This is a genomic window from Nonlabens sp. Asnod3-H03 (assembly GCF_045063665.1).
GTDB classification, from domain to species: Bacteria; Bacteroidota; Bacteroidia; order Flavobacteriales; family Flavobacteriaceae; genus Nonlabens; species Nonlabens ulvanivorans.
Genome location: NZ_JBEFOD010000008.1, coordinates 1317093 through 1336056, shown reverse-complemented (window position 1 = coordinate 1336056; position 18964 = coordinate 1317093). Strand labels below are relative to the sequence as shown.

At 34.4% G+C, this 18964-nt stretch carries 19 protein-coding genes; 18 read left to right on the top strand and 1 reads right to left on the bottom strand.

Features of this window, described 5'->3' with window-relative positions; genetic code table 11:
• Nucleotides 1–138 precede the first annotated feature (138 nt).
• Complete coding sequence (locus tag ACJJVI_RS09235; protein WP_052403475.1) at nt 139–960, top strand: hypothetical protein; 822 nt, start codon at nt 139–141, stop codon at nt 958–960.
• Nucleotides 961–1114: 154 nt separating this feature from the next.
• On the top strand, nt 1115–1924 hold the full coding sequence (locus tag ACJJVI_RS09230; protein WP_405351571.1) for a hypothetical protein: 810 nt from the start codon (nt 1115–1117) through the stop codon (nt 1922–1924).
• Between the two features lie 92 nt (nt 1925–2016).
• On the opposite strand, the gene ACJJVI_RS09225 is transcribed toward ACJJVI_RS09230, so the two are convergent.
• On the bottom strand, nt 2017–2955 hold the full coding sequence (locus ACJJVI_RS09225) for a LysR substrate-binding domain-containing protein (protein WP_405351569.1): 939 nt from the start codon (nt 2953–2955) through the stop codon (nt 2017–2019).
• Nucleotides 2956–3158: 203 nt separating this feature from the next.
• On the opposite strand from ACJJVI_RS09225, the gene ACJJVI_RS09220 reads away from it, so the two are divergent.
• The 16 genes from ACJJVI_RS09220 to ACJJVI_RS09145 all read left to right on the top strand — a co-directional run bounded on the left by ACJJVI_RS09220 (nt 3159) and on the right by ACJJVI_RS09145 (nt 18964).
• Complete coding sequence (locus ACJJVI_RS09220; protein ID WP_405351567.1) at nt 3159–3608, top strand: c-type cytochrome; 450 nt, start codon at nt 3159–3161, stop codon at nt 3606–3608.
• Nucleotides 3608–4267, top strand: coding sequence for a hypothetical protein (locus ACJJVI_RS09215; RefSeq protein ID WP_042296794.1), 660 nt, complete (start codon nt 3608–3610; stop codon nt 4265–4267). The genes ACJJVI_RS09220 and ACJJVI_RS09215 overlap by 1 nt, the downstream gene beginning before the upstream one ends.
• A 102-nt stretch (nt 4268–4369) precedes the next feature.
• On the top strand, nt 4370–4909 hold the full coding sequence (locus ACJJVI_RS09210) for an NADPH-dependent FMN reductase (protein ID WP_036584805.1): 540 nt from the start codon (nt 4370–4372) through the stop codon (nt 4907–4909).
• 4 nt (nt 4910–4913) lie between these two features.
• The gene (tpx, locus tag ACJJVI_RS09205; RefSeq protein WP_042246796.1) at nt 4914–5414 is read left to right on the top strand and encodes a thiol peroxidase; all 501 of its coding nucleotides are present in this window, start codon (nt 4914–4916) and stop codon (nt 5412–5414) included.
• Complete coding sequence (locus ACJJVI_RS09200; protein WP_405351564.1) at nt 5415–5795, top strand: diacylglycerol kinase; 381 nt, start codon at nt 5415–5417, stop codon at nt 5793–5795. It begins immediately after the preceding gene.
• A gap of 134 nt (nt 5796–5929) precedes the next feature.
• Complete coding sequence (locus ACJJVI_RS09195) at nt 5930–8359, top strand: DNA translocase FtsK 4TM domain-containing protein (RefSeq protein WP_405351562.1); 2430 nt, start codon at nt 5930–5932, stop codon at nt 8357–8359.
• Nucleotides 8360–8363: 4 nt separating this feature from the next.
• Nucleotides 8364–9002: an outer membrane lipoprotein carrier protein LolA gene (locus ACJJVI_RS09190; RefSeq protein WP_036584798.1), complete on the top strand. Its 639-nt coding sequence runs from the start codon at nt 8364–8366 to the stop codon at nt 9000–9002.
• A gap of 1 nt (nt 9003) precedes the next feature.
• A complete protein-coding gene (locus ACJJVI_RS09185) occupies nt 9004–10449 on the top strand; it encodes an LptF/LptG family permease (protein WP_051788736.1) in 1446 nt (481 codons plus the stop codon).
• A gap of 30 nt (nt 10450–10479) precedes the next feature.
• The gene (gene ribB, locus ACJJVI_RS09180; RefSeq protein WP_036584793.1) at nt 10480–11634 is read left to right on the top strand and encodes a 3,4-dihydroxy-2-butanone-4-phosphate synthase; all 1155 of its coding nucleotides are present in this window, start codon (nt 10480–10482) and stop codon (nt 11632–11634) included.
• 3 nt (nt 11635–11637) lie between these two features.
• Nucleotides 11638–12450: an N-acetylmuramic acid 6-phosphate etherase gene (murQ, locus tag ACJJVI_RS09175; protein ID WP_042296802.1), complete on the top strand. Its 813-nt coding sequence runs from the start codon at nt 11638–11640 to the stop codon at nt 12448–12450.
• Nucleotides 12450–12689 carry a DUF6095 family protein gene (locus ACJJVI_RS09170; protein WP_036584789.1) on the top strand — a complete coding sequence of 80 codons (240 nt, stop codon included), beginning with the start codon at nt 12450–12452 and terminating at the stop codon, nt 12687–12689. The genes murQ and ACJJVI_RS09170 overlap by 1 nt, the downstream gene beginning before the upstream one ends.
• Nucleotides 12690–12764: 75 nt before the next feature.
• The gene (locus ACJJVI_RS09165) at nt 12765–13529 is read left to right on the top strand and encodes a hypothetical protein (protein WP_042246776.1); all 765 of its coding nucleotides are present in this window, start codon (nt 12765–12767) and stop codon (nt 13527–13529) included.
• A gap of 186 nt (nt 13530–13715) precedes the next feature.
• Nucleotides 13716–14438 carry a hypothetical protein gene (locus tag ACJJVI_RS09160; RefSeq protein ID WP_036584785.1) on the top strand — a complete coding sequence of 241 codons (723 nt, stop codon included), beginning with the start codon at nt 13716–13718 and terminating at the stop codon, nt 14436–14438.
• A gap of 139 nt (nt 14439–14577) precedes the next feature.
• Nucleotides 14578–16290 carry an OstA-like protein gene (locus ACJJVI_RS09155; RefSeq protein ID WP_405351558.1) on the top strand — a complete coding sequence of 571 codons (1713 nt, stop codon included), beginning with the start codon at nt 14578–14580 and terminating at the stop codon, nt 16288–16290.
• A gap of 2 nt (nt 16291–16292) precedes the next feature.
• Nucleotides 16293–17474, top strand: a complete 1182-nt coding sequence (locus ACJJVI_RS09150) for an aspartate aminotransferase family protein (protein ID WP_405351556.1) — start codon at nt 16293–16295, stop codon at nt 17472–17474.
• Between the two features lie 110 nt (nt 17475–17584).
• Complete coding sequence (locus tag ACJJVI_RS09145; protein WP_036584781.1) at nt 17585–18964, top strand: tetratricopeptide repeat protein; 1380 nt, start codon at nt 17585–17587, stop codon at nt 18962–18964.

Below are 18964 nucleotides of genomic sequence, written 5' to 3'. Positions count from 1 at the left end.
GGTAAAGTTGTTTTTATTACGCTTTCGCGAAAGCGATAACCAACTGTCATACAACTAATTGAACTATATAACTCTTTTCTAATACTTTAGGAACTGTGATAAGTTGTACCTTTTTTAAAATTTAAAAATGGTTGTACGATGAAAAGAAATTTATTCTCACTTTTATTACTAGGATCTTTAATATTCACCTCTTGTGGCTCAGAGATTCCGATAGAATATTTAGACGTCAGTCCAGATCAAAACACGTACACAGAAACCATTTTAGAGAATGAAATAAAAGGTATTCATGTAAAGCACATTGCTCTTACAGGAGAACACCATCTAGAAGATCAATCACAGGATGGATTTAAATACATCTATTTATTTGTAAAAGGAAACGGAACTGTAAATGCTGCAAATAAGGATTATGACATCGTACCAGAAACCATTTTACTGCCTAATGCGGTGTCATCTATTACTGTAAATACGACTGTAAGTGACACATTACATTATCTTAAAATATCTAGTAAGCTAACAGATCAAGACCTTATGGATCTAAAAGAGTTTCCTGTAGAAAACACGCAGCAGGTATACTATGCAAAATTTACCGATTGTAAATCCTATACCGAGCCTATCAAGAGTCCTAACACGGTAAGTCGTACTATATTGCCTAATCAATATATTCCTAGAATTGCAATGGGTACCGTACAAACGACTGGACCAGATCGTGTAGGTGCGCACGAACATCCTATGTTAGAACAGCTATTTTTAGGCCTATCAGATAACAACTGTACCGTTTATGCAGATGATGCCCAGGTGGATTTCCCTGAGTATTCTGTACTACACATTCCGTTAGGTTCTAGTCATTCTGTATCTGTAGAACAAGATGAATTGATGTATTATGTATGGATGGATTTTTTCAGAGATAAAAAAGGTGAAGAATGGCTTAAAACTCATAATCAAGATGAGGATGAAGAATAAGTAAGTCTACTGCTTATCAAATAGAAATAGCTCCATGCATCTGTAAATAGATCATTGGAGCTATTGAAGTATTATCAACCTTTTGAAAAGCCTAAAACGAGACTGATAAGAAATACCTTTTATGTAAATTCACTGCTTTTAAATTGAAGTTATTATGAAAGTTTACCTAATCATTTTTATATGCATGATTGGTCTTAAAGACTATGCTCAAGAATATCCTGCACAGACTAAACATATTAAAACTATAGAGTCTGTAGTCTATGAAAAGAAAGACACCGTTGATCATAGAACATCAGTTACTTATTATGATGAGGATTGGAATTTATTATCTAACACCAACACACTTTCTTCTGTACTAGATAAAGGATCTAAAACGGTAACTATACTAGACACAGAAAAAAAGTTTGTTCAAGCTATCTTAACTTCAGAGAAAGACACCTTAGACTATATTGTATATCTGTATGATGATCAAGGTAATAGAACGCATAATTATCAAATTAGAAAAGGAGACACCATTACCAGTCAGAAAAGAACCTATGATGATCGAGGTAATAATACAGCCTTACATAATAAGAAAAATGGAACATATTATTTGAGTTTTAAAGCAAAGTATAATGACGCTGATCAAATCATTTCTAGACAGTGGTATAATCCTTCAAACCAATTGACAAGAATAGAAAAGTATGAATATTCAAAAGATGGGAAAGAAATAAAATATTTCAAAACCAATAGAAAAGGTATCCTGAAATTAAACAGAAAAACGGTTGAAATAGCATTGAGAACACATCGAATCGATCATTATGCCGATTCAAAAGGAATCAACTACGGCATTACCCTAGAAAAGAAAAAAGGATATTACACCATAGAAGAAAAGGATGAAGATGATAAGTTGATTTCGCTAGAAATATTTAATAAACGAGATCAATTAACAACATCAGTCTACATAAGATATACTGAGATCTAACTTCTACAATTGCCTAAATAGCTGTCCATATTATTGTCTAGATTATAAAACTAGTAATCCTATAAAAGTCATTATGAAAATGTATGATTGATCTATTTTTTTGAAATAGGACTTACAATCTGCACGTTAGAAAAAGCGATGGCGCCATTAATAACACCTGCAATAACATTTTGCAACGCATCTATAATCTGTAATTTTAATTCACTTTGATGGTAAATTAAACTTACCTCACGTGCTGGTGATGGATCTTCAAAAAATCGTAAATTTTCCTTTTTACGATCACTTAAATCCATCGTGTTTAAATAAGGTAATAAAGTCATACCTAGACCTTCATCTGCTAGTTTAATAAGCGTTTCAAAACTTCCACTTTCTAGCATAAAATGTTCATCCTCAGTATCTCTGGTGTTACGACATAGGTTCAATACACTGTCCTTAAAACAATGTCCATCTTCTAATAATAGTAGCTCGTCTGCGTTTAGGTCCTCTACCTTAATTTTAGATTTCTGTTGACCTGCATATCTAGGATCATATACTACAAAAGGCTCATAGTACAGGATGCGCTCTTTAATCATTTCATTATTAAGAGGTGTTGCTGCGATAGCAGCATCGATACTACCATCTTGTAAAGCATCAATAATACTATCTGTAGTCAGCTCTTCAATACGCAGTTTAACCTTAGGATATTTATTGACAAAATTGCGTAAAAACATAGGTAACAATGTAGGCATTACCGTCGGTATCACTCCTATTTTAAACTCTCCTCCTATGTAACCTTTCTCTTGATCTACTATATCTTGTATACGGTCACTTTCATTGACGATATTACGCGCCTGATTCACGATTTTCTTTCCTGTTTCAGTAAGTTCAATAGGCTTTTTAGAACGGTCAAATATCTGGATATCTAGCTCGTCTTCCAGTTTTTGAATTTGCATACTTAAGGTAGGTTGCGTTACAAAAACCTTCTCTGCTGCCTTAGTAAAATTTTGATATTGTGCTACAGCAAGAACGTACTTCAGTTGGGTGATAGTCATTATAGATATTTTAAACAAAAATAGATGATAGTATGTGATTTATCTATTGTAAAAACTTCCTTTTTTCTGGTCTATTTAACGTTTGGGACGTATTTTTAATAAGCTTTTTAATTTCGCTTTTGCGAAAGCGTGATAAACCTCACATATTAAGAGATTTAAAGCTGATAAATCGCAGAAACATTATCGATTATAAAAATAAAAAAATGCTGGAACCTTTAACTAAAATTATCGCTTACACTTTTACTTTTATGATCCTTGCTGTAGGAATATGTGCAGGAGTTGTACTTTATATAGATCATAATGCGACATCCAATCACAGCAAACTGGCGATACAAACTGGTCCTGATTTACCACTTAAACCTCAGTTCAATGAGCAACAACTACTAGGTCAAAATTTATTTAAAGCAAATTGTGCTTCATGTCACAAGCCTAACAAACGTGCGGTAGGACCTGCACTAGCTGGCGTATCCAGTAAATACGACCGAGACTGGATTTATTCTTGGATAGAAGATCCGCAGGCAAAAATAGCTAGTGGTGACGCAGACGCGATTAAAATCTATAATGAGTATAACCAAACTAATATGAATGCTTTTCCGCAATTGTCTCATGATGAAATAGATGCTATACTTGCATATGCAGATTACTATCTATAATGAAACATGGAATAACAGCCTGTGAATGGTGCCTTACTGAGTGTGATAACGACCATTTACAATGTAAGAAATGTGGTGGACCTATTGCAGTTTTAGAACCTTGGGTTTTACAGTGTGGCTGGTGCAGCTCTTCTAACCGACGAGATTTAACTACAAATTGTAATAGTTGTGGTGGTGAGTTACCTCACATACCTGGCACACCTAGATTACCAGAACCACCAGTGGCACCTCGATATCTTGCACCAGGCTATGAGAAAAAAATCAAATATTGGAAAAACCCATCTTTTTTAGTCGGTGCTATTTTTTGTATTTTTCTTTTTCCAGGATTGTGTTTTTGGCCCATGTTGATTATTCCTTTAATAGGCTTTTTTATCTTGCGATGGAGTTTAAAAAATTCCAATCATAAATTAAATGCTCTCAAATCTGGTGTGCCTACACGTGGTATCATCTTAGATGTTTTTATCGATATGAATCAACATATCAATAACAGAAATCCTGTGCGCATCGATTATGAATTTGACACTCCAGATGGTAAACATACCGATTTTGTAAACGTATGGGATGAAACCAACTTACGCAGACCACCGGGAGAACACCTATGGATTGTCTTTAACCCTAAAAATCCGACCGAGAATAATATCTGGCCACCATTAAGTTAATAACAGGCTATAATTAGTTACTTACACAAATAGATAAATTAACATTTTGTCAACTCATTATTGCTGTAGGTACATCTACTTTTATACAATCATTACATTTATATGAAGATCACAGCATTTGCCGGTAGTAACAGTAAAACATCAATCAACAAGAGATTAGTTACCTATACCGCATCATTATTTAATCAACCAGACACCACAGTTCTAGATCTTAATGATTATGATATGCCTTTATATGGTATGGATCTAGAATTAGAGAATGGGATTCCCAATGATATTTTCAAAATCTCAACTATTCTTAAAGAATCTGATTTATTAATCATCTCTCTAGCCGAACATAACGGTGCTTATGCAACTGTTTTTAAAAACCTATTCGACTGGTTATCTCGTGTAGATGGTACTAAAGGTTTTCATAACAAACCTATATTTTTAATGGCTAGTTCACCTGGTGGTCGTGGTGGTGCAAGTGTTTTAGAAATTGCAAAAGCGAGATTACCTTTTAATGATGGTGAAGTTATAGACACCTACAGTCTCCCTAATTTCTCATCAAATTTTAATGATAAGGATGGTATAACAGATCCAGAATTAAAATCGATACTATTCGATAAAATAGAAAACATAAAATCACAACTTAAATTTTAATATTATGGCAACGATAACTATAGGAGGCAATGAAATCTCTACCAGTGGCACACTACCAGAGGTAGGAAGTCAGGCACCAGACTTCAAATTAAAAAAAGCAGATTTATCTGAAGCTTCTCTTAACGATTATAAGGGCAAAAGAGTCATTCTTAACATCTTCCCTAGTGTTGATACTGATGTATGTGCAACATCTGTAAAGAACTTTAATAAAAGAGCTACTGAGCTGGATAATACCGCTGTACTATGTATTTCTAGAGATACACCATTTGCTCAAAAACGATTTGCAAGTGATGAAGGATTAGAAAATGTTGTGAATCTAAGCGATGTCATCGATGGATCTTTTGGTAAAGATTATGGACTAACTATGACGTCTGGACCGCTAGCAGGTTTCCATTCTAGAGCTGTGGTAGTTCTTAATGAAGAAGGAAAAGTTATTTATAACGAGCAAGTTCCTGAAATTGCAGATGAACCTAACTATCTTGCAGCCCTAAAGACATTATTATAATTGGCACTAGGTACATTTTTATATAAAAGATTAAAAGGTTGCGGCTATGCTTTTAAAGGCGCCGTAACCTTATTAAAAACAGAAGCTAGTATACAAGTACAAGCTTTTATTGCAGTAGTGATGACCATTGCTGGGTTCTATTTTGATATCACTAATACAGAGTGGATGATTCAAATTATATCAATAGGTCTCATTATGAGTCTAGAAGGCATGAACACTGCAGCAGAAGCTATTGCAGATTTTATTCATCCAGATTTTCATATTAAAATAGGACATATAAAAGATATTGCAGCTGGTGCCGTTTTTATAACTGCTATAACAGCAGTAATCATAGGGCTGATCATTTATGTACCGTACATCAAAGCAGTTTTATTTTATTAACTAAATGAAAACTAGTGGTATAAATTATTTTTATTACTGTTTTTCAATCTATTAATATCTTCGTTGATTATTAACTGATAACTATCTATTGATAAGAGTACAATATTGTTATTTTTGTACGTTCACCTTATTATATGGCCAAAAAGAAAACCACCAAACCAAAATCATCTAAAAAACCACTGATACCTAGCTTTACATTAAGCAGAGTACAAGAGGTCATAATAGGTTTGTTGTTGATGGGTCTTGGTGTCATCCTTCTATTTTCATTTATCTCTTTCTTCTTTACATGGCGTGAAGATCAAAGTATATTAGGCAATATATCTGACCGCGAGATTGTAGCACAAAACTGGCTTAGTAAAATAGGAGCTGGATTAAGTGACTTTTTTATTTATGATGGTTTTGGAATCGCTGCGCTATCGATTCCGGTATTGATCATCATTACTGGTATATTTCTATTTGCTGCAAAGAAAGATGTGTTTACGCTTTCGCGAAAGCGTATCCTCAATCTATGGTTTTGGGGATTATTATTAATGTTATGGCTGTCCATGACTATGGGCTTTTTTCATGCCTCTAATCCATTACTAGGTGGTAAGGTAGGAATGGAATTAAATGACTTTTTACAAGATTATATTGGACTGCTAGGTACTATAGTGGTAATGATCATACTAGCTATTATTTACATGGTGTTGCGATTAAATATCACACCTGAAAAAGTAAGTGCTTATTTTGCTAAAAAAGCTACTGAGGTTAAAGACAGTTTTGAGCCAGATTTAATTCCGTCTGATGAAGAGCAAGACTGGGAAAAATCAACTATTGAAGGACAGACAGTCGTTGAAGAGGTTACTACTCCTACTCCACCAGAATCTGATAAAATGGAAGTTACCATTTCAGAACCTGAGATTATTCCAGAACCAGAAGTAATTCCAGAGCCTGTTCTTAAAACAATTCCTAAACAAGACGATGGTGATGTTGATGTAGAAATCAACGCCGTAATCGACGAAGATGAGGATATTAATAGTAAGGCAGAAAAGATTGTAGAAGACTTTGGCGAGTTCGACCCAACTCTTGAGTTGAGCAATTTTAAATTTCCTCCACTAGAGTTACTTAAAGATTATTCTCAAGGTAAAACCATTACTATTAATGAAGAGGAATTACAAGCAAACAAATTAAAAATTGTTGAAACCCTAAACAATTATAAAATAGGTATTGCTAAAATTACTGCGACCATAGGTCCAACGGTAACTTTATATGAAATCGTCCCTGAAGCTGGAGTACGTATCTCAAAAATTAAAAACCTAGAAGATGATATTGCCTTATCTCTAGCAGCATTAGGTATACGTATCATTGCACCTATACCTGGGAAAGGAACCATAGGTATTGAAGTACCTAACCAAAACCCTTCTATCGTATCCATGCGATCTGTGATTGCATCACCTAAGTTCCAAAAAGCCGAAATGGAGTTACCTATCGCTTTTGGAAAAACTATTAGTAATGAAACGTTTGTGGTGGATCTTGCAAAGATGCCTCACTTACTTATGGCTGGTGCGACTGGTCAAGGTAAATCTGTAGGTCTTAATGCCGTATTGACTTCCCTACTCTACTCAAAGCATCCTGCAGAGGTGAAATTTGTATTAGTAGATCCTAAAAAAGTAGAATTAACTTTATTCAATAAAATTGAACGTCATTATCTCGCAAAGTTACCAGATAGCGGCGAGGCAATTATTACCGATAATTCATTAGTAATTAATACACTTAATAGTTTGTGTATTGAGATGGATCAACGTTATGACATCCTTAAAGAAGCGATGTGTCGTAATATTAAAGAGTACAATGCTAAATTTAAAGCGAGGAAATTGAATCCAGCAAACGGTCATAAATTTCTTCCATATATCGTATTGGTAGTTGACGAGTTTGCAGATCTTATAATGACTGCTGGTAAAGAAGTAGAAACTCCTATAGCCAGACTAGCACAGCTGGCACGTGCAATTGGAATTCATTTAATTATCGCGACACAACGACCATCTGTAAATGTAATTACAGGTATGATTAAAGCAAATTTCCCTGCTCGTGTATCTTTTAGAGTACAACAAAAAGTGGATTCTAGAACGATCTTGGATAGCGGTGGTGCAGATCAATTAATAGGTCGTGGAGATATGCTTTATACTTCTGGTAATGAAATTATAAGAATACAATGTGCCTTTGTCGATACTCCAGAAGTTGAAAAAATCACCGACTTTATAGGTTCTCAAAAAGCTTATCCAGATGCCTATCTACTACCAGAATATGTAGGTGAAGAAGGTGGCACAAGTCTTGATATAAGCATAGACGAAAGAGATAGTAAATTCAGAGAAGCTGCAGAAGTGCTCGTTATTGCACAACAAGGTAGTGCCTCACTATTGCAACGTAAATTAAAATTAGGTTACAATAGAGCTGGTCGTATTATTGATCAACTAGAAGCAGCCGGAATAGTAGGTGGTTTTGAAGGTAGCAAGGCGAGACAGGTCTTAATACCGGACCTTGCATCTCTAGAAGTATTTTTAAACGAAGAAAAAAACAAAGGTTAAGACCATGAAAAAGATTTTCATTTTATTACTATTATCTGTTGCTTTTATAAGTAACGCACAATCATCAAAAGCAGAACAACTGCTTAAAGAAGTAGCGACTAAGTTTAAGAGCTATGAAAATGTAGTATTTACTTATAAAGGTAATCTTCAAAATTCAAGGTCACAATTGAATATGGATGTTCAAGGTGAAGCCACTTTAAGTGGTGACAACTATAATGTGGAGTTCTTAGGAAGCACCTATGTTTTTAACGGTGATAAACTTTATGTCATTAATCGTGAAGATGAACAGGTAACCATCTCTACTCAAACAGATAATGAGGACGGACTGATCTCACCTACTAACATATTAACGTTCTATGAAAAAGGATATCGTGCAGAATGGGATATAGAACAAAATGTTAGAGGTCGTAAGATTCAATACATTAAGTTAACACCTATTAAATCAGACTCTGAGTACAAACAAGTATTGCTAGGAATAGATATCAATACAAAACATATTTATAACGCCATTGTAACAGAAGTAAGCGGTACAAAAGCTACTTTTACCCTATTATCACTTAAGACTAATCAGCCTTTATCAAAGAAATGTTTCTACTTTGATCCTAAAGATTATGATGGTTGGGATATTGAGAATCTAGACTAAGTTGAAAATACTGGATAGATACATATTGACTTCATTTATAAAGACGTTTTTAAGCGTCTTTATTGTCATTATGTTTATTCTTATCCTACAGGCCATATGGCTTTACATTAAGGATCTTGCAGGAAAGGATTTAGATATGATTACCATAGCTAAATTTATGATGTATACTATTCCTGTAATTGTACCTCTAGCGCTACCTTTAAGTATCATTCTAGCATCTATAATGGTTTTCGGTAATATGGCCGAAAATTATGAATTTGCAGCCATGAAATCTAATGGTATATCCTTACAACGTGCCATGCGATCGTTAATCATTGTTGTCGGAACATTAGGTGTCACTTCATTTTTCTTTGCAAATACGGTGATTCCTTGGGGACATTTCAAGCAAGGTAACCTAAGGCGAAATATTGTAAATAGTAAACCTGCAATGGCCATAGGAGTTGGTAATTTCAACCAATTAGGTGACATCAATATTAAAGTAGATCAAAAAACAGGTGATCGTGGTCAATTTTTAGACAACGTTCTCATCCATAAAAAAAACCCGAAGCGCAATGGGAATTATACGGTCATAAAAAGTAGAAAAGGTGAATTAAAAAGCTCCTTAAAGTCTAATATCATTCAGCTAGTTCTGACGGATGGTAATTACTATGACGACCTTTTTCCTGAAAATGCACAAAAAAGAAGAAGTTCTCCTTTTGTACGCAGTTACTTTGATACTTATACGCTTAATGTTGACGTGTCAGGATTAAATAATGTGGACCTTAATAAAGCAGATGTTACCGATAATCATCGCATGCTTAAAATTCATGAGCTACAAACCAGTATAGATTCATTTACTACAAAGTTTAATGATAATTTATCCTTCTATCATGAAGCACAGCACAGAAAATGGGCACCAGAACTGATGAAGTCAAGAATTACTGATACCATTAAGGCTGGTGAAATCACAGATAATTTTATTAGTGAATTAAAAATATATGATCAGCGACGTACTATTGAGAATACCATCAATAAATTAAAGCAACAACGATCATCTTTAAAAAACAGGTTATTTCAACTTAGTGAAGAATCTAAACGTATCGCAAAGCACGAGATTGAAATACAGAAGAAATTTGTCCTAGGAGCTGCATGTATTATACTATTTTTTATTGGAGCACCACTAGGAGCTATTATTAGAAAAGGTGGAATGGGATTACCATTAGTAATTGCTACCTTATTTTTCTTAACCTATCACTTCATCAATATTTTTGCAGAGAAAGCTGCCGTTGAAGGTGCATTCCCTACTTGGATAGGTGCCTGGATGGGAACATTAATCATTTTTCCATTAGGCATATTACTTACCTATCGAGCTACTACAGATCAAGGATTTTTTGATTTAGGAGGTGCTGTTGAATCCTTATTTTCTAAGTTTAAAAAAAAGCCAAAGAATCCTACTAGAGCCGTCTAATTCTTATCTTTGTGCAAAAGATGAAGCCCTATGACCGCTAGTACTGCAATTCAAAAAAATACTTCCTTTAAACTAGACTCTATTGAAGATGCTATAGAGGACATCAAAAAAGGTAAGGTTATCATTGTTGTAGATGATGAAAATAGGGAAAACGAAGGTGACTTTCTGGCTTCCGCACAATCTGTAACACCAGAAATGATCAACTTTATGGCCACTCATGGTCGTGGATTGATATGCATGCCTATTACAGAGTCGCGCTGTAAAGAATTAGAACTGGATATGATGGTTACTAATAATTCTGACCCTATGGAAACTGCTTTTACGGTTTCTGTAGATCTAAGAGGTCATGGAGTAACCACTGGTATTAGTGCCAGCGATAGATCAAAGACGATCCAAGCGATGATTCATGAAGATACTAGAGGTCATGATTTAAGTAAACCAGGTCACATTTTCCCTTTAAGAGCACGAGATGGTGGCGTTTTAAGAAGAACTGGGCATACTGAAGCTGCTATTGATTTTGCAAGATTAGCCGGACATGAACCTGCAGGTGTGATTGTAGAAATCATGAATGAAGATGGAACGATGGCTCGCTTACCTCAATTGATTGAAGTTGCAAAAAAGTTTGATGTAAAATTAGTTTCTATAGAAGATTTAGTGGCTTATCGTATGAAAAACGATAGCCTCATCGAGAAAAAAGAAGACTTTAATTTACGCACTCGTTTTGGTGAATATAGATTAAGAGCTTATCAACAAACCACAAATCAACAAATACACCTAGCATTAACCTTAGGTGATTGGAATGAAGATGAGGAAGTACTAACACGTATGAACTCTACTCAGGTTAATAATGACCTTTTCAGTACGCTTACATCTGAGGCTGACAGAAAAATAGACGCTATGTTTGAACGTCTTAATAAGGAAGGAAAAGGAGCAATTGTTTTCATAAATCAGCAGTTTCAACCAGAAAATATGTTGAGTAGATTAGAACAATTAAAAGAATTACAACAAAATGGCGAGGTAAAAGCGCCACGCAAAAACCTAGATAATAGAGATTACGGTATAGGTGCTCAAATACTGCACGATTTAAAAATCTCAAAATTAAAGCTGTTAACTAACAGTGAGCAAAGTAAGCGTATAGGTATGATAGGTTATGGTCTAGAGATCACAGAAACCATAACTTATTAATTCATGTTTACTAAAACCACAGAGCAAGACTCTTTATATGATGGACTAGAAAATATGTCCACCATAGAACTTCTTAATAACATCAATCGCGAAGATCAGAAAGTAGCTATTGCTGTACAACAGGTCATTCCACAAATTGAATCTCTTGTAAATAGTATCGTTCAAAAGATGAAAACTGGTGGTCGCCTTTTTTATATAGGAGCAGGAACTAGTGGTCGATTAGGAATTTTAGACGCTAGTGAATGTCCACCAACTTTTGGTGTATCTCCAGATAAAATCATAGGCCTTATCGCTGGTGGTGACACAGCTATAAGACATGCTGTAGAAAATGCCGAAGATGATACCAAACAAGCAATTAAAGATTTACAAGCCTATTCTATTAATGAAAATGATTCCGTGATAGGTATTGCAGCCAGTGGAACCACTCCATATGTTTTAGGAGGTTTAAAAAGTTGCAATCGTTTAAATATCTCTACAGGCTCTATTACTTGTAATGCTAATAGTCCCATTGCGTTAGAATCAAACTACCCTATCACTCCTATTGTAGGTCCAGAATTTGTGACTGGCAGTAGTCGCATGAAAGCTGGTACTGCTCAGAAAATGGTTCTCAATATGATCAGTACTACAGTGATGATTAAATTAGGACATATAAAAGGTAATAAAATGGTTGACATGCAATTGAGTAATGATAAATTAGTAGACCGTGGTACTAGAATGATTATGGAACAGACGGGTATTAATTATGAAAACGCTCAAAACGCATTAAAAGAATACGGTAGTGTACGATCTGCTATCAACCATATAGACAACTGTTAATGGAACAGCAACAACCATCAACAGATAAAGAAGTATTAGGAAAAGGCATCACAAGACTTATGACTGCCATTCCATTTTTAATTGCTGGACCTATCTTAATTTATTTGGGCGCTGGAAGTGATCATCCCATCATATTCTTAATGCCAGGTATTGCTTTCTGCATACTTGCGGTTGTATTTATTTTTCAAGGAATCAATACTATATTGGATTCCATGTTTAAATCAGATAAAAAAAGGTAATATAAACCTTCTATTCTACGTTAAATAGAAATATTTTGAATCACGCTTTCGCGAAAGCGTAAAAACTAAAGTTCTATGATTAAATATTGTTACACAGCCCTATTAATTACCGTACTACTCGTATTTAATTCCTGTAAAGAAAAAGTAGAAAATTTAAAGGAATCTAATTATATAGTAACAGGCGATGTTATTGATTATGATGGAGATGTTGCACAAGTGAACATCATGGGATTTTTTGTAGATCCATTATTTAAAGGAAGTGTGGATGAAAATGGAACATTGGAAATTGAATTACCAAATGAGTTCAATGAAACCTCTCAAAAAGCATTTGATGATTACAATTCCTTAGGCGATGCGGCATATGAATTGAGCGCGATAGGTATAGAAGATGTTTTTAGTCCACTAGAAAACCTTACGATATCAAATCCGAATGCCCAGATTGCACTGGCTGGTAAATATTACGGATTTGAAACCTATCAAGACGGCATTAGAACAGGACGAATATTCCCTGGATCTTCAAGAGAATTTATAACATATAATATAAATCCAGAGAAACACGAACCTATTGAAGGTCATTTTTATATGTGGCTATATAGTGACAGCGATACGAGTATTAAGGGTTCTAATGGTTCACCTACAGAAGTAGATGAATCGGGAAATGTCATTAAAAAATCGATTAGAAATTATGATGTTACCCTATCTAAAGGTTGGAATGTTGTTAGATACGCGGTTATGGAACTAGGAACAGATTCTGAAGGCGATTTACAAGTCATGAAATCAGCGTTTAATACCGAAGGAAATTATGAAAAAGAAATAGATTGGTATTATTTCCCTTTATAACAAAGATTCTACTCGACGAGTGGTTATTTAATCAGTTGAATAGATTTATTAAAGGACTGATTTACAAACCTATAATCTTAGAAGTGTTTGTTAACGATTATTAAAGCCTAGATAGCGAAAACTTAACAGAATTTTACAAAGTCGTGTTAAATAGAAGTAGTTTTGTCTACCCAATTTAATAGGACCATGAAAAAAATATTTACAATTTTTGTTTTAGGAATTATTGCTGCAGCTTGTTCCTCAGAAGAAGCAAACGTAGATCAATATGAAGCTCAAAACATCGATAAGATGACTGAAGCTGATTTTGTTGATTTTATGCAGACAATCGCAATCAGTCGTGACGTTTTACCTCGTGAGTTAAATCCAGAGGAGTCTGTTTACCCATTACCTATCGAATCTATCACCACTACTGGTGAAGAGAAATTTCTTATTGAAGATCCAGATTTTGGTGCTTGTTTAGTTCAAGATATCAATTTACCAGGTACTGGTGCTGTAGGTAACCTTAAGGTTACAAAATTCAACGATAACGATGGTAACGGTAACGGTAATACTAAATTTGACTTTAAATATACTGCTGCACCAGGATGGTACATCTCTTCTGTATCTATGAATATAGTAGGTGACTGTAACCTTACTCCATTAGTTAATGGTATTCCAGATGTATGTGCTTTCAATGTAAGAAACTGTTTTTCTGGAAGACGTACAGGTGTTACTTATAGATTTAGAGATAACTGTTTACCTGACTGTACTTGTCTTGCTGCTTATGTAGTAATGTATACCTTAAAGGATAACGGTTGTGTTGATCAATGTGTAGGTGTATGGGTTGATGGTGAGCAATTAGGCTTAAGTGATACTGCAAAATCTAACACTTTCTGTCAAGACGAATGTGGAGAAGTTCAAGATAATTAGAACATATCTTTTATATAAAGGCGCTCCTTATGGAGCGCTTTTTTTTTGCCCTAATTTTAAAAATAAAAAAACAAGATTGTACGTTACTTAAACAATCATGGCATCGTTTTAGTAACTTTGTATGTTAAAATCAATTCTATTGAAAATCACAATTAGTACTATACTATTTTTCATAACCTTCCTTTGCTATGGTCAGGTGCAACAAATTGAAAATAATGACAGCACGTCTACAGAGAATGATTCCATCATTAATGTAATTTCTGAATATCAATTCATTGATGAAGAAAATTATCCAGATGCTATTATTTATGCAAAATCTGATGCTCAACAAGTATATGTAGTTCATCAAGGCATTAAAATGTGGTGTGACCAAGCTGTTTTTTATAAAAAAGACAATTTCTTAAGAGCACTAGGCTCTGTACGTATGAATCAAGGTGACAGCGTTCTCATGAATTCAAAATATGCAGAATATAATGGAAATACTCAATTAGCATTTGCTGCTGGTAAAGTGAATATGCGCAGTCCAGAGACTACTTTATCTACAGACACCTTATACTTTGATCGTAATAAACAACAAGCTTATTATAGAAGTGGTGGAACAGTTAAGGATACAGCTAGTACACTTACTAGTCGTGTGGGCAGATTTTTTATGCAAGAAAAAAAATATCAATTCATTGATGATGTGGTTATAGTTAATCCTGACTATACCATTAACTCTAGTCAAGTTAATTTTTATACTGAAACGGGACATGCTTATTTATATGGTCCATCGACCATAAAAGGTAAAGCGAGTACAGTCTATTGTGAACGTGGTTTTTATGATACACGTAATGACTACGGACATTTTGTGAAAAAATCTCGCATTGATTATAATAATAGAACCGTTACCGGTGATAGTCTCTACTTTAATCGTGTTACTAATTTTGCTAGCGCGACAAATAATATAGTCGTAACAGACACCATAAATAATTCTATTATTAAAGGTCATTATGCCGAAGTCTTTAGAGACAAAGATTCTGTTTTTATAACTAAAAGAGCGGTAGCTATATCGTTGCAAGAGGCAGATTCTGTATACATACATGCAGATACTCTAATGGTAACAGGTCCAGAAGATAATCGTATTGTACGAGGTTTTAGAGATGTAAGACTTTTTAAAAGTGATTTAAGCGGTCGATGTGATTCTATTCACACTAGGCAATCAACTGGACTTACTAAAATGATTAAGAAACCTGTGCTATGGAGTGGTAAAAGTCAAATAACAGGAGATTCTATTCATCTACAAAGCAATGTAGAAACAGAAAAACTAGATTCTTTAAGAGTGTTTTACAATGCCTTTATAGTAGATAAGGATACCATTCATGATGGTTATAATCAGATAAAAGGAAAAGAGCTCATAGGGCTATTTAAAGATAATGAGCTAAATAAAGTTAAAATTGATAAAAACGTTGAAAACTTACTTTATGTTTCTAATGAATCTGATGAGCTAGTTGGGATCAACAAGGGAACCAGTAGTAAGTTAGAAATCACCTTTAATAATGGTGATATTGCCATTATTAAACCTATTGGTAATCCTAAGGATGAAACCATTCCGCCAGATGAATTACCTGAGAATGCAAGAAGACTAAGAGGCTTTAACTGGCGAGGTGAAGAACAGCTCAACTCTGTAGATGATCTATTTATGGGGAAACCTAAACCGGTACTTACTAAAATCCAAGGGCTACCACTGCCTTTACAAGAAGAAGATTTCTTTGATGAGAACAACTCTTCTCAAATTAACGAAAACTCACGTTTAAAGGATAAGAAATTAATTGATAAAAAAGAAGATCAACAATTAATAGGTAAAAAGAAATAGCCTTGAAGCAAGACTTTTTTCAATATCAAGCTCCTACTACCCCATTTGCTCCAGCTCTTGAGGTATCACATGCGCGTGGAAATTACATTTATGATGTCCACGGCAATGAATACTTAGATTGTGTGGCAGGAGTCAGTGCACTACCACTAGGACATTGTCATCCAGCAGTCACTACCGCTATTAAAAAACAAGTAGACTTATACATGCACGTGATGGTCTATGGAGAATATGCTCAAGAACCAGCAGTCGAGCTATGTAAAAAAATAGCACAACACATGCCTGAACCTCTTCAAATGACCTATCTAGTCAACAGTGGTACAGAAGCTATGGAAGCTGCTATAAAACTGGCACGTAGAGTAACCGGTAGAAGTGAATTGATTTCTATGCAAAAAGCTTATCACGGCAATACTATGGGGTCCTTAAGTTTAATGGACTATGAAGAACGTAAAGCACCTTTCAGACCTTTATTACCACAAGTAAAACATATCAAGTTTAATTGTATGTCTCAATTAAACTTAATTACTTCCTTAACTGCCGCAGTAATCATAGAATCGATTCAAGGTGGCGCAGGTTTTATCATCCCACATGCATCATGGTTAAAGGCGCTAAAGACAAAATGTGAACAGACTGGCGCATTACTGATTATAGATGAAATACAACCAGGAATGGGCCGTACAGGATCCATGTTCTATTTTACACAACATGACATCATACCTGACATGGTGATTACAGGTAAAGGCCTGGCCGGTGGACTGCCCATAGGAGCATTAACTGCTAGTGTAGAACACCTTAATATGTTCAAAGAAGCTCCTATGCTGGGACATATTACCACATTTGGCGGTAACCCAGTTATAGCTTCTGCCGCACTTGCCACTATGACTGAACTTGAAAAAGGAGATCTCATTAAGGATATAAGGATTAAAGAATTACGCTTTCGCGAAAGCTTAAAAAACAAAAACATTAAAGAAATAAGAGGTACAGGATTAATGCTAGCAGCCATACTGTCAGACGATCAATATACAGCCGCTATTGTAGATGAGTGCCGTAATCGTGGTGTAATTTTCTTTCTACTTCTATTTGAAAAAAAAGCTATAAGAATCACGCCACCACTTACCATAACTCAAGATGAGATAACAAAATCATGTGCTATATTAAATGAAGTCATCAACGAATTTTATGATTAAAACCTCTAGTAAAGGCTGTTTATAAAATGTTTATAACAGATTTTGAACTCTAATGGAAAGAATGGCAAATATTTTGAACTTAGTGAGAGTACAATTCTTAAAAACCAAATATGCATTTTGAACTTAATAGTGATGGCTTCATGAGCGTTAAAAAGTTTGAATTAATGCTTAAATCCAACGAGGTTGGGTTTTTTGATAGTGAAGAATTTCAACAGATTGTAGAACATTATCTAGAAGCTGGTAAAATGATAATGGCCCGTAAAGCCGTTCAACTAGGTCTATCACAACATCCCAGTTCTGTTGAAATTAAATTGTTACAAGCAGAAATTCTTGTGTTTGACAATGAATTTGAACGAGCACATGACCTATTGAATAATTTGTATGAAATTCAGCCTCATAATTCAGAGATTTATATTCAAAAAGCAAATATTTTTTCAAAAACTGATGATCACGAAAAGGCAATTGACCTGCTGCAACAAGCTCTGGAGCTAACAGAAGATCAAGCAGATGTTTATAATCTGATAGGCATGGAAAATCTTTTTATAGAAGATTATAAACTTGCCAAAGTAAATTTTATCAAATGTCTTGAATTGGATGAGACAGATTATTCTGCATTATATAATATCATCTATTGTTTTGATTTCTTAAAAGAAAATACAGAGGCTATTGAATTTTTAAATAATTTTTTAAATAGCAATCCATATAGCGAGGTAGCCTGGCATCAAGTAGGTAAACAGTATTTTGATCTTAAAATGTATGAGAAAGCATTAGCCGCTTTTGATTTTGCAATTATTTCAGATGAATTATTTGTTGGTGCTTATTTAGAAAAAGGTAAAGTTCTTGAGAAGCTAGGAAAATATAATCAAGCGATAGAAAATTATCAAATTACGCTTGAGTTAGACGATCCTACCTCATTTGCCTATTTAAGATTAGGAAAATGCTATCAAAAATTAGGAGCCTATGATCTAGCCGTTAAGTTTTATAAAAAGACAGTAAAGGAAGATCCTTTGTTAGATAAAGGATGGATTGCCCTAGTAGATTTCTATTCTAAGCAATTGAATTATCAAAAAGCATTGAGCTATATTGAAAAAGCTACAGAAATAGACAGTGAAAATGCTCTTTACTGGATTAGATATGCAAAATTAAATAAGAAATTAAACTTTTTTGAAGAAGCAGAATACGGCTATCGTAAAGCGGTTGATTTAGGTAATTATGAATTAGAAACTTGGTTACAACGTTCTGATATTCTTTTACAACTAGGAGAATTAGATGGACTTATTTCTAATCTAGAACATGGTCTAGAGTTTTACCCAGATGATGCTGAGCTTGAATATAGACTCGCTGGTGCTTACTTTAAGCTACAAGACATTACAAAAGGGAGATTTCATTTGCAAAACGCCTTTAAAAACGATCCAGAGTTCTTTATTATTATTGAAGAACTATATCCAGAAATTGTAGGAATGGATGAAGTTAAACTTATCATCACATAA

Coding starts and splice junctions, on each gene's coding strand:
- ACJJVI_RS09235 (WP_052403475.1), top strand. CDS start 139: ATGAAAAGAAATTTATTCTCACTTTTATTACTAGGATCTTTAATATTC.
- ACJJVI_RS09230 (WP_405351571.1), top strand. CDS start 1,115: ATGAAAGTTTACCTAATCATTTTTATATGCATGATTGGTCTTAAAGAC.
- ACJJVI_RS09225 (WP_405351569.1), bottom strand. CDS start 2,955: ATGACTATCACCCAACTGAAGTACGTTCTTGCTGTAGCACAATATCAA.
- ACJJVI_RS09220 (WP_405351567.1), top strand. CDS start 3,159: ATGCTGGAACCTTTAACTAAAATTATCGCTTACACTTTTACTTTTATG.
- ACJJVI_RS09215 (WP_042296794.1), top strand. CDS start 3,608: ATGAAACATGGAATAACAGCCTGTGAATGGTGCCTTACTGAGTGTGAT.
- ACJJVI_RS09210 (WP_036584805.1), top strand. CDS start 4,370: ATGAAGATCACAGCATTTGCCGGTAGTAACAGTAAAACATCAATCAAC.
- tpx (WP_042246796.1), top strand. CDS start 4,914: ATGGCAACGATAACTATAGGAGGCAATGAAATCTCTACCAGTGGCACA.
- ACJJVI_RS09195 (WP_405351562.1), top strand. CDS start 5,930: ATGGCCAAAAAGAAAACCACCAAACCAAAATCATCTAAAAAACCACTG.
- ACJJVI_RS09190 (WP_036584798.1), top strand. CDS start 8,364: ATGAAAAAGATTTTCATTTTATTACTATTATCTGTTGCTTTTATAAGT.
- ribB (WP_036584793.1), top strand. CDS start 10,480: ATGACCGCTAGTACTGCAATTCAAAAAAATACTTCCTTTAAACTAGAC.
- murQ (WP_042296802.1), top strand. CDS start 11,638: ATGTTTACTAAAACCACAGAGCAAGACTCTTTATATGATGGACTAGAA.
- ACJJVI_RS09170 (WP_036584789.1), top strand. CDS start 12,450: ATGGAACAGCAACAACCATCAACAGATAAAGAAGTATTAGGAAAAGGC.
- ACJJVI_RS09165 (WP_042246776.1), top strand. CDS start 12,765: ATGATTAAATATTGTTACACAGCCCTATTAATTACCGTACTACTCGTA.
- ACJJVI_RS09160 (WP_036584785.1), top strand. CDS start 13,716: ATGAAAAAAATATTTACAATTTTTGTTTTAGGAATTATTGCTGCAGCT.
- ACJJVI_RS09145 (WP_036584781.1), top strand. CDS start 17,585: ATGCATTTTGAACTTAATAGTGATGGCTTCATGAGCGTTAAAAAGTTT.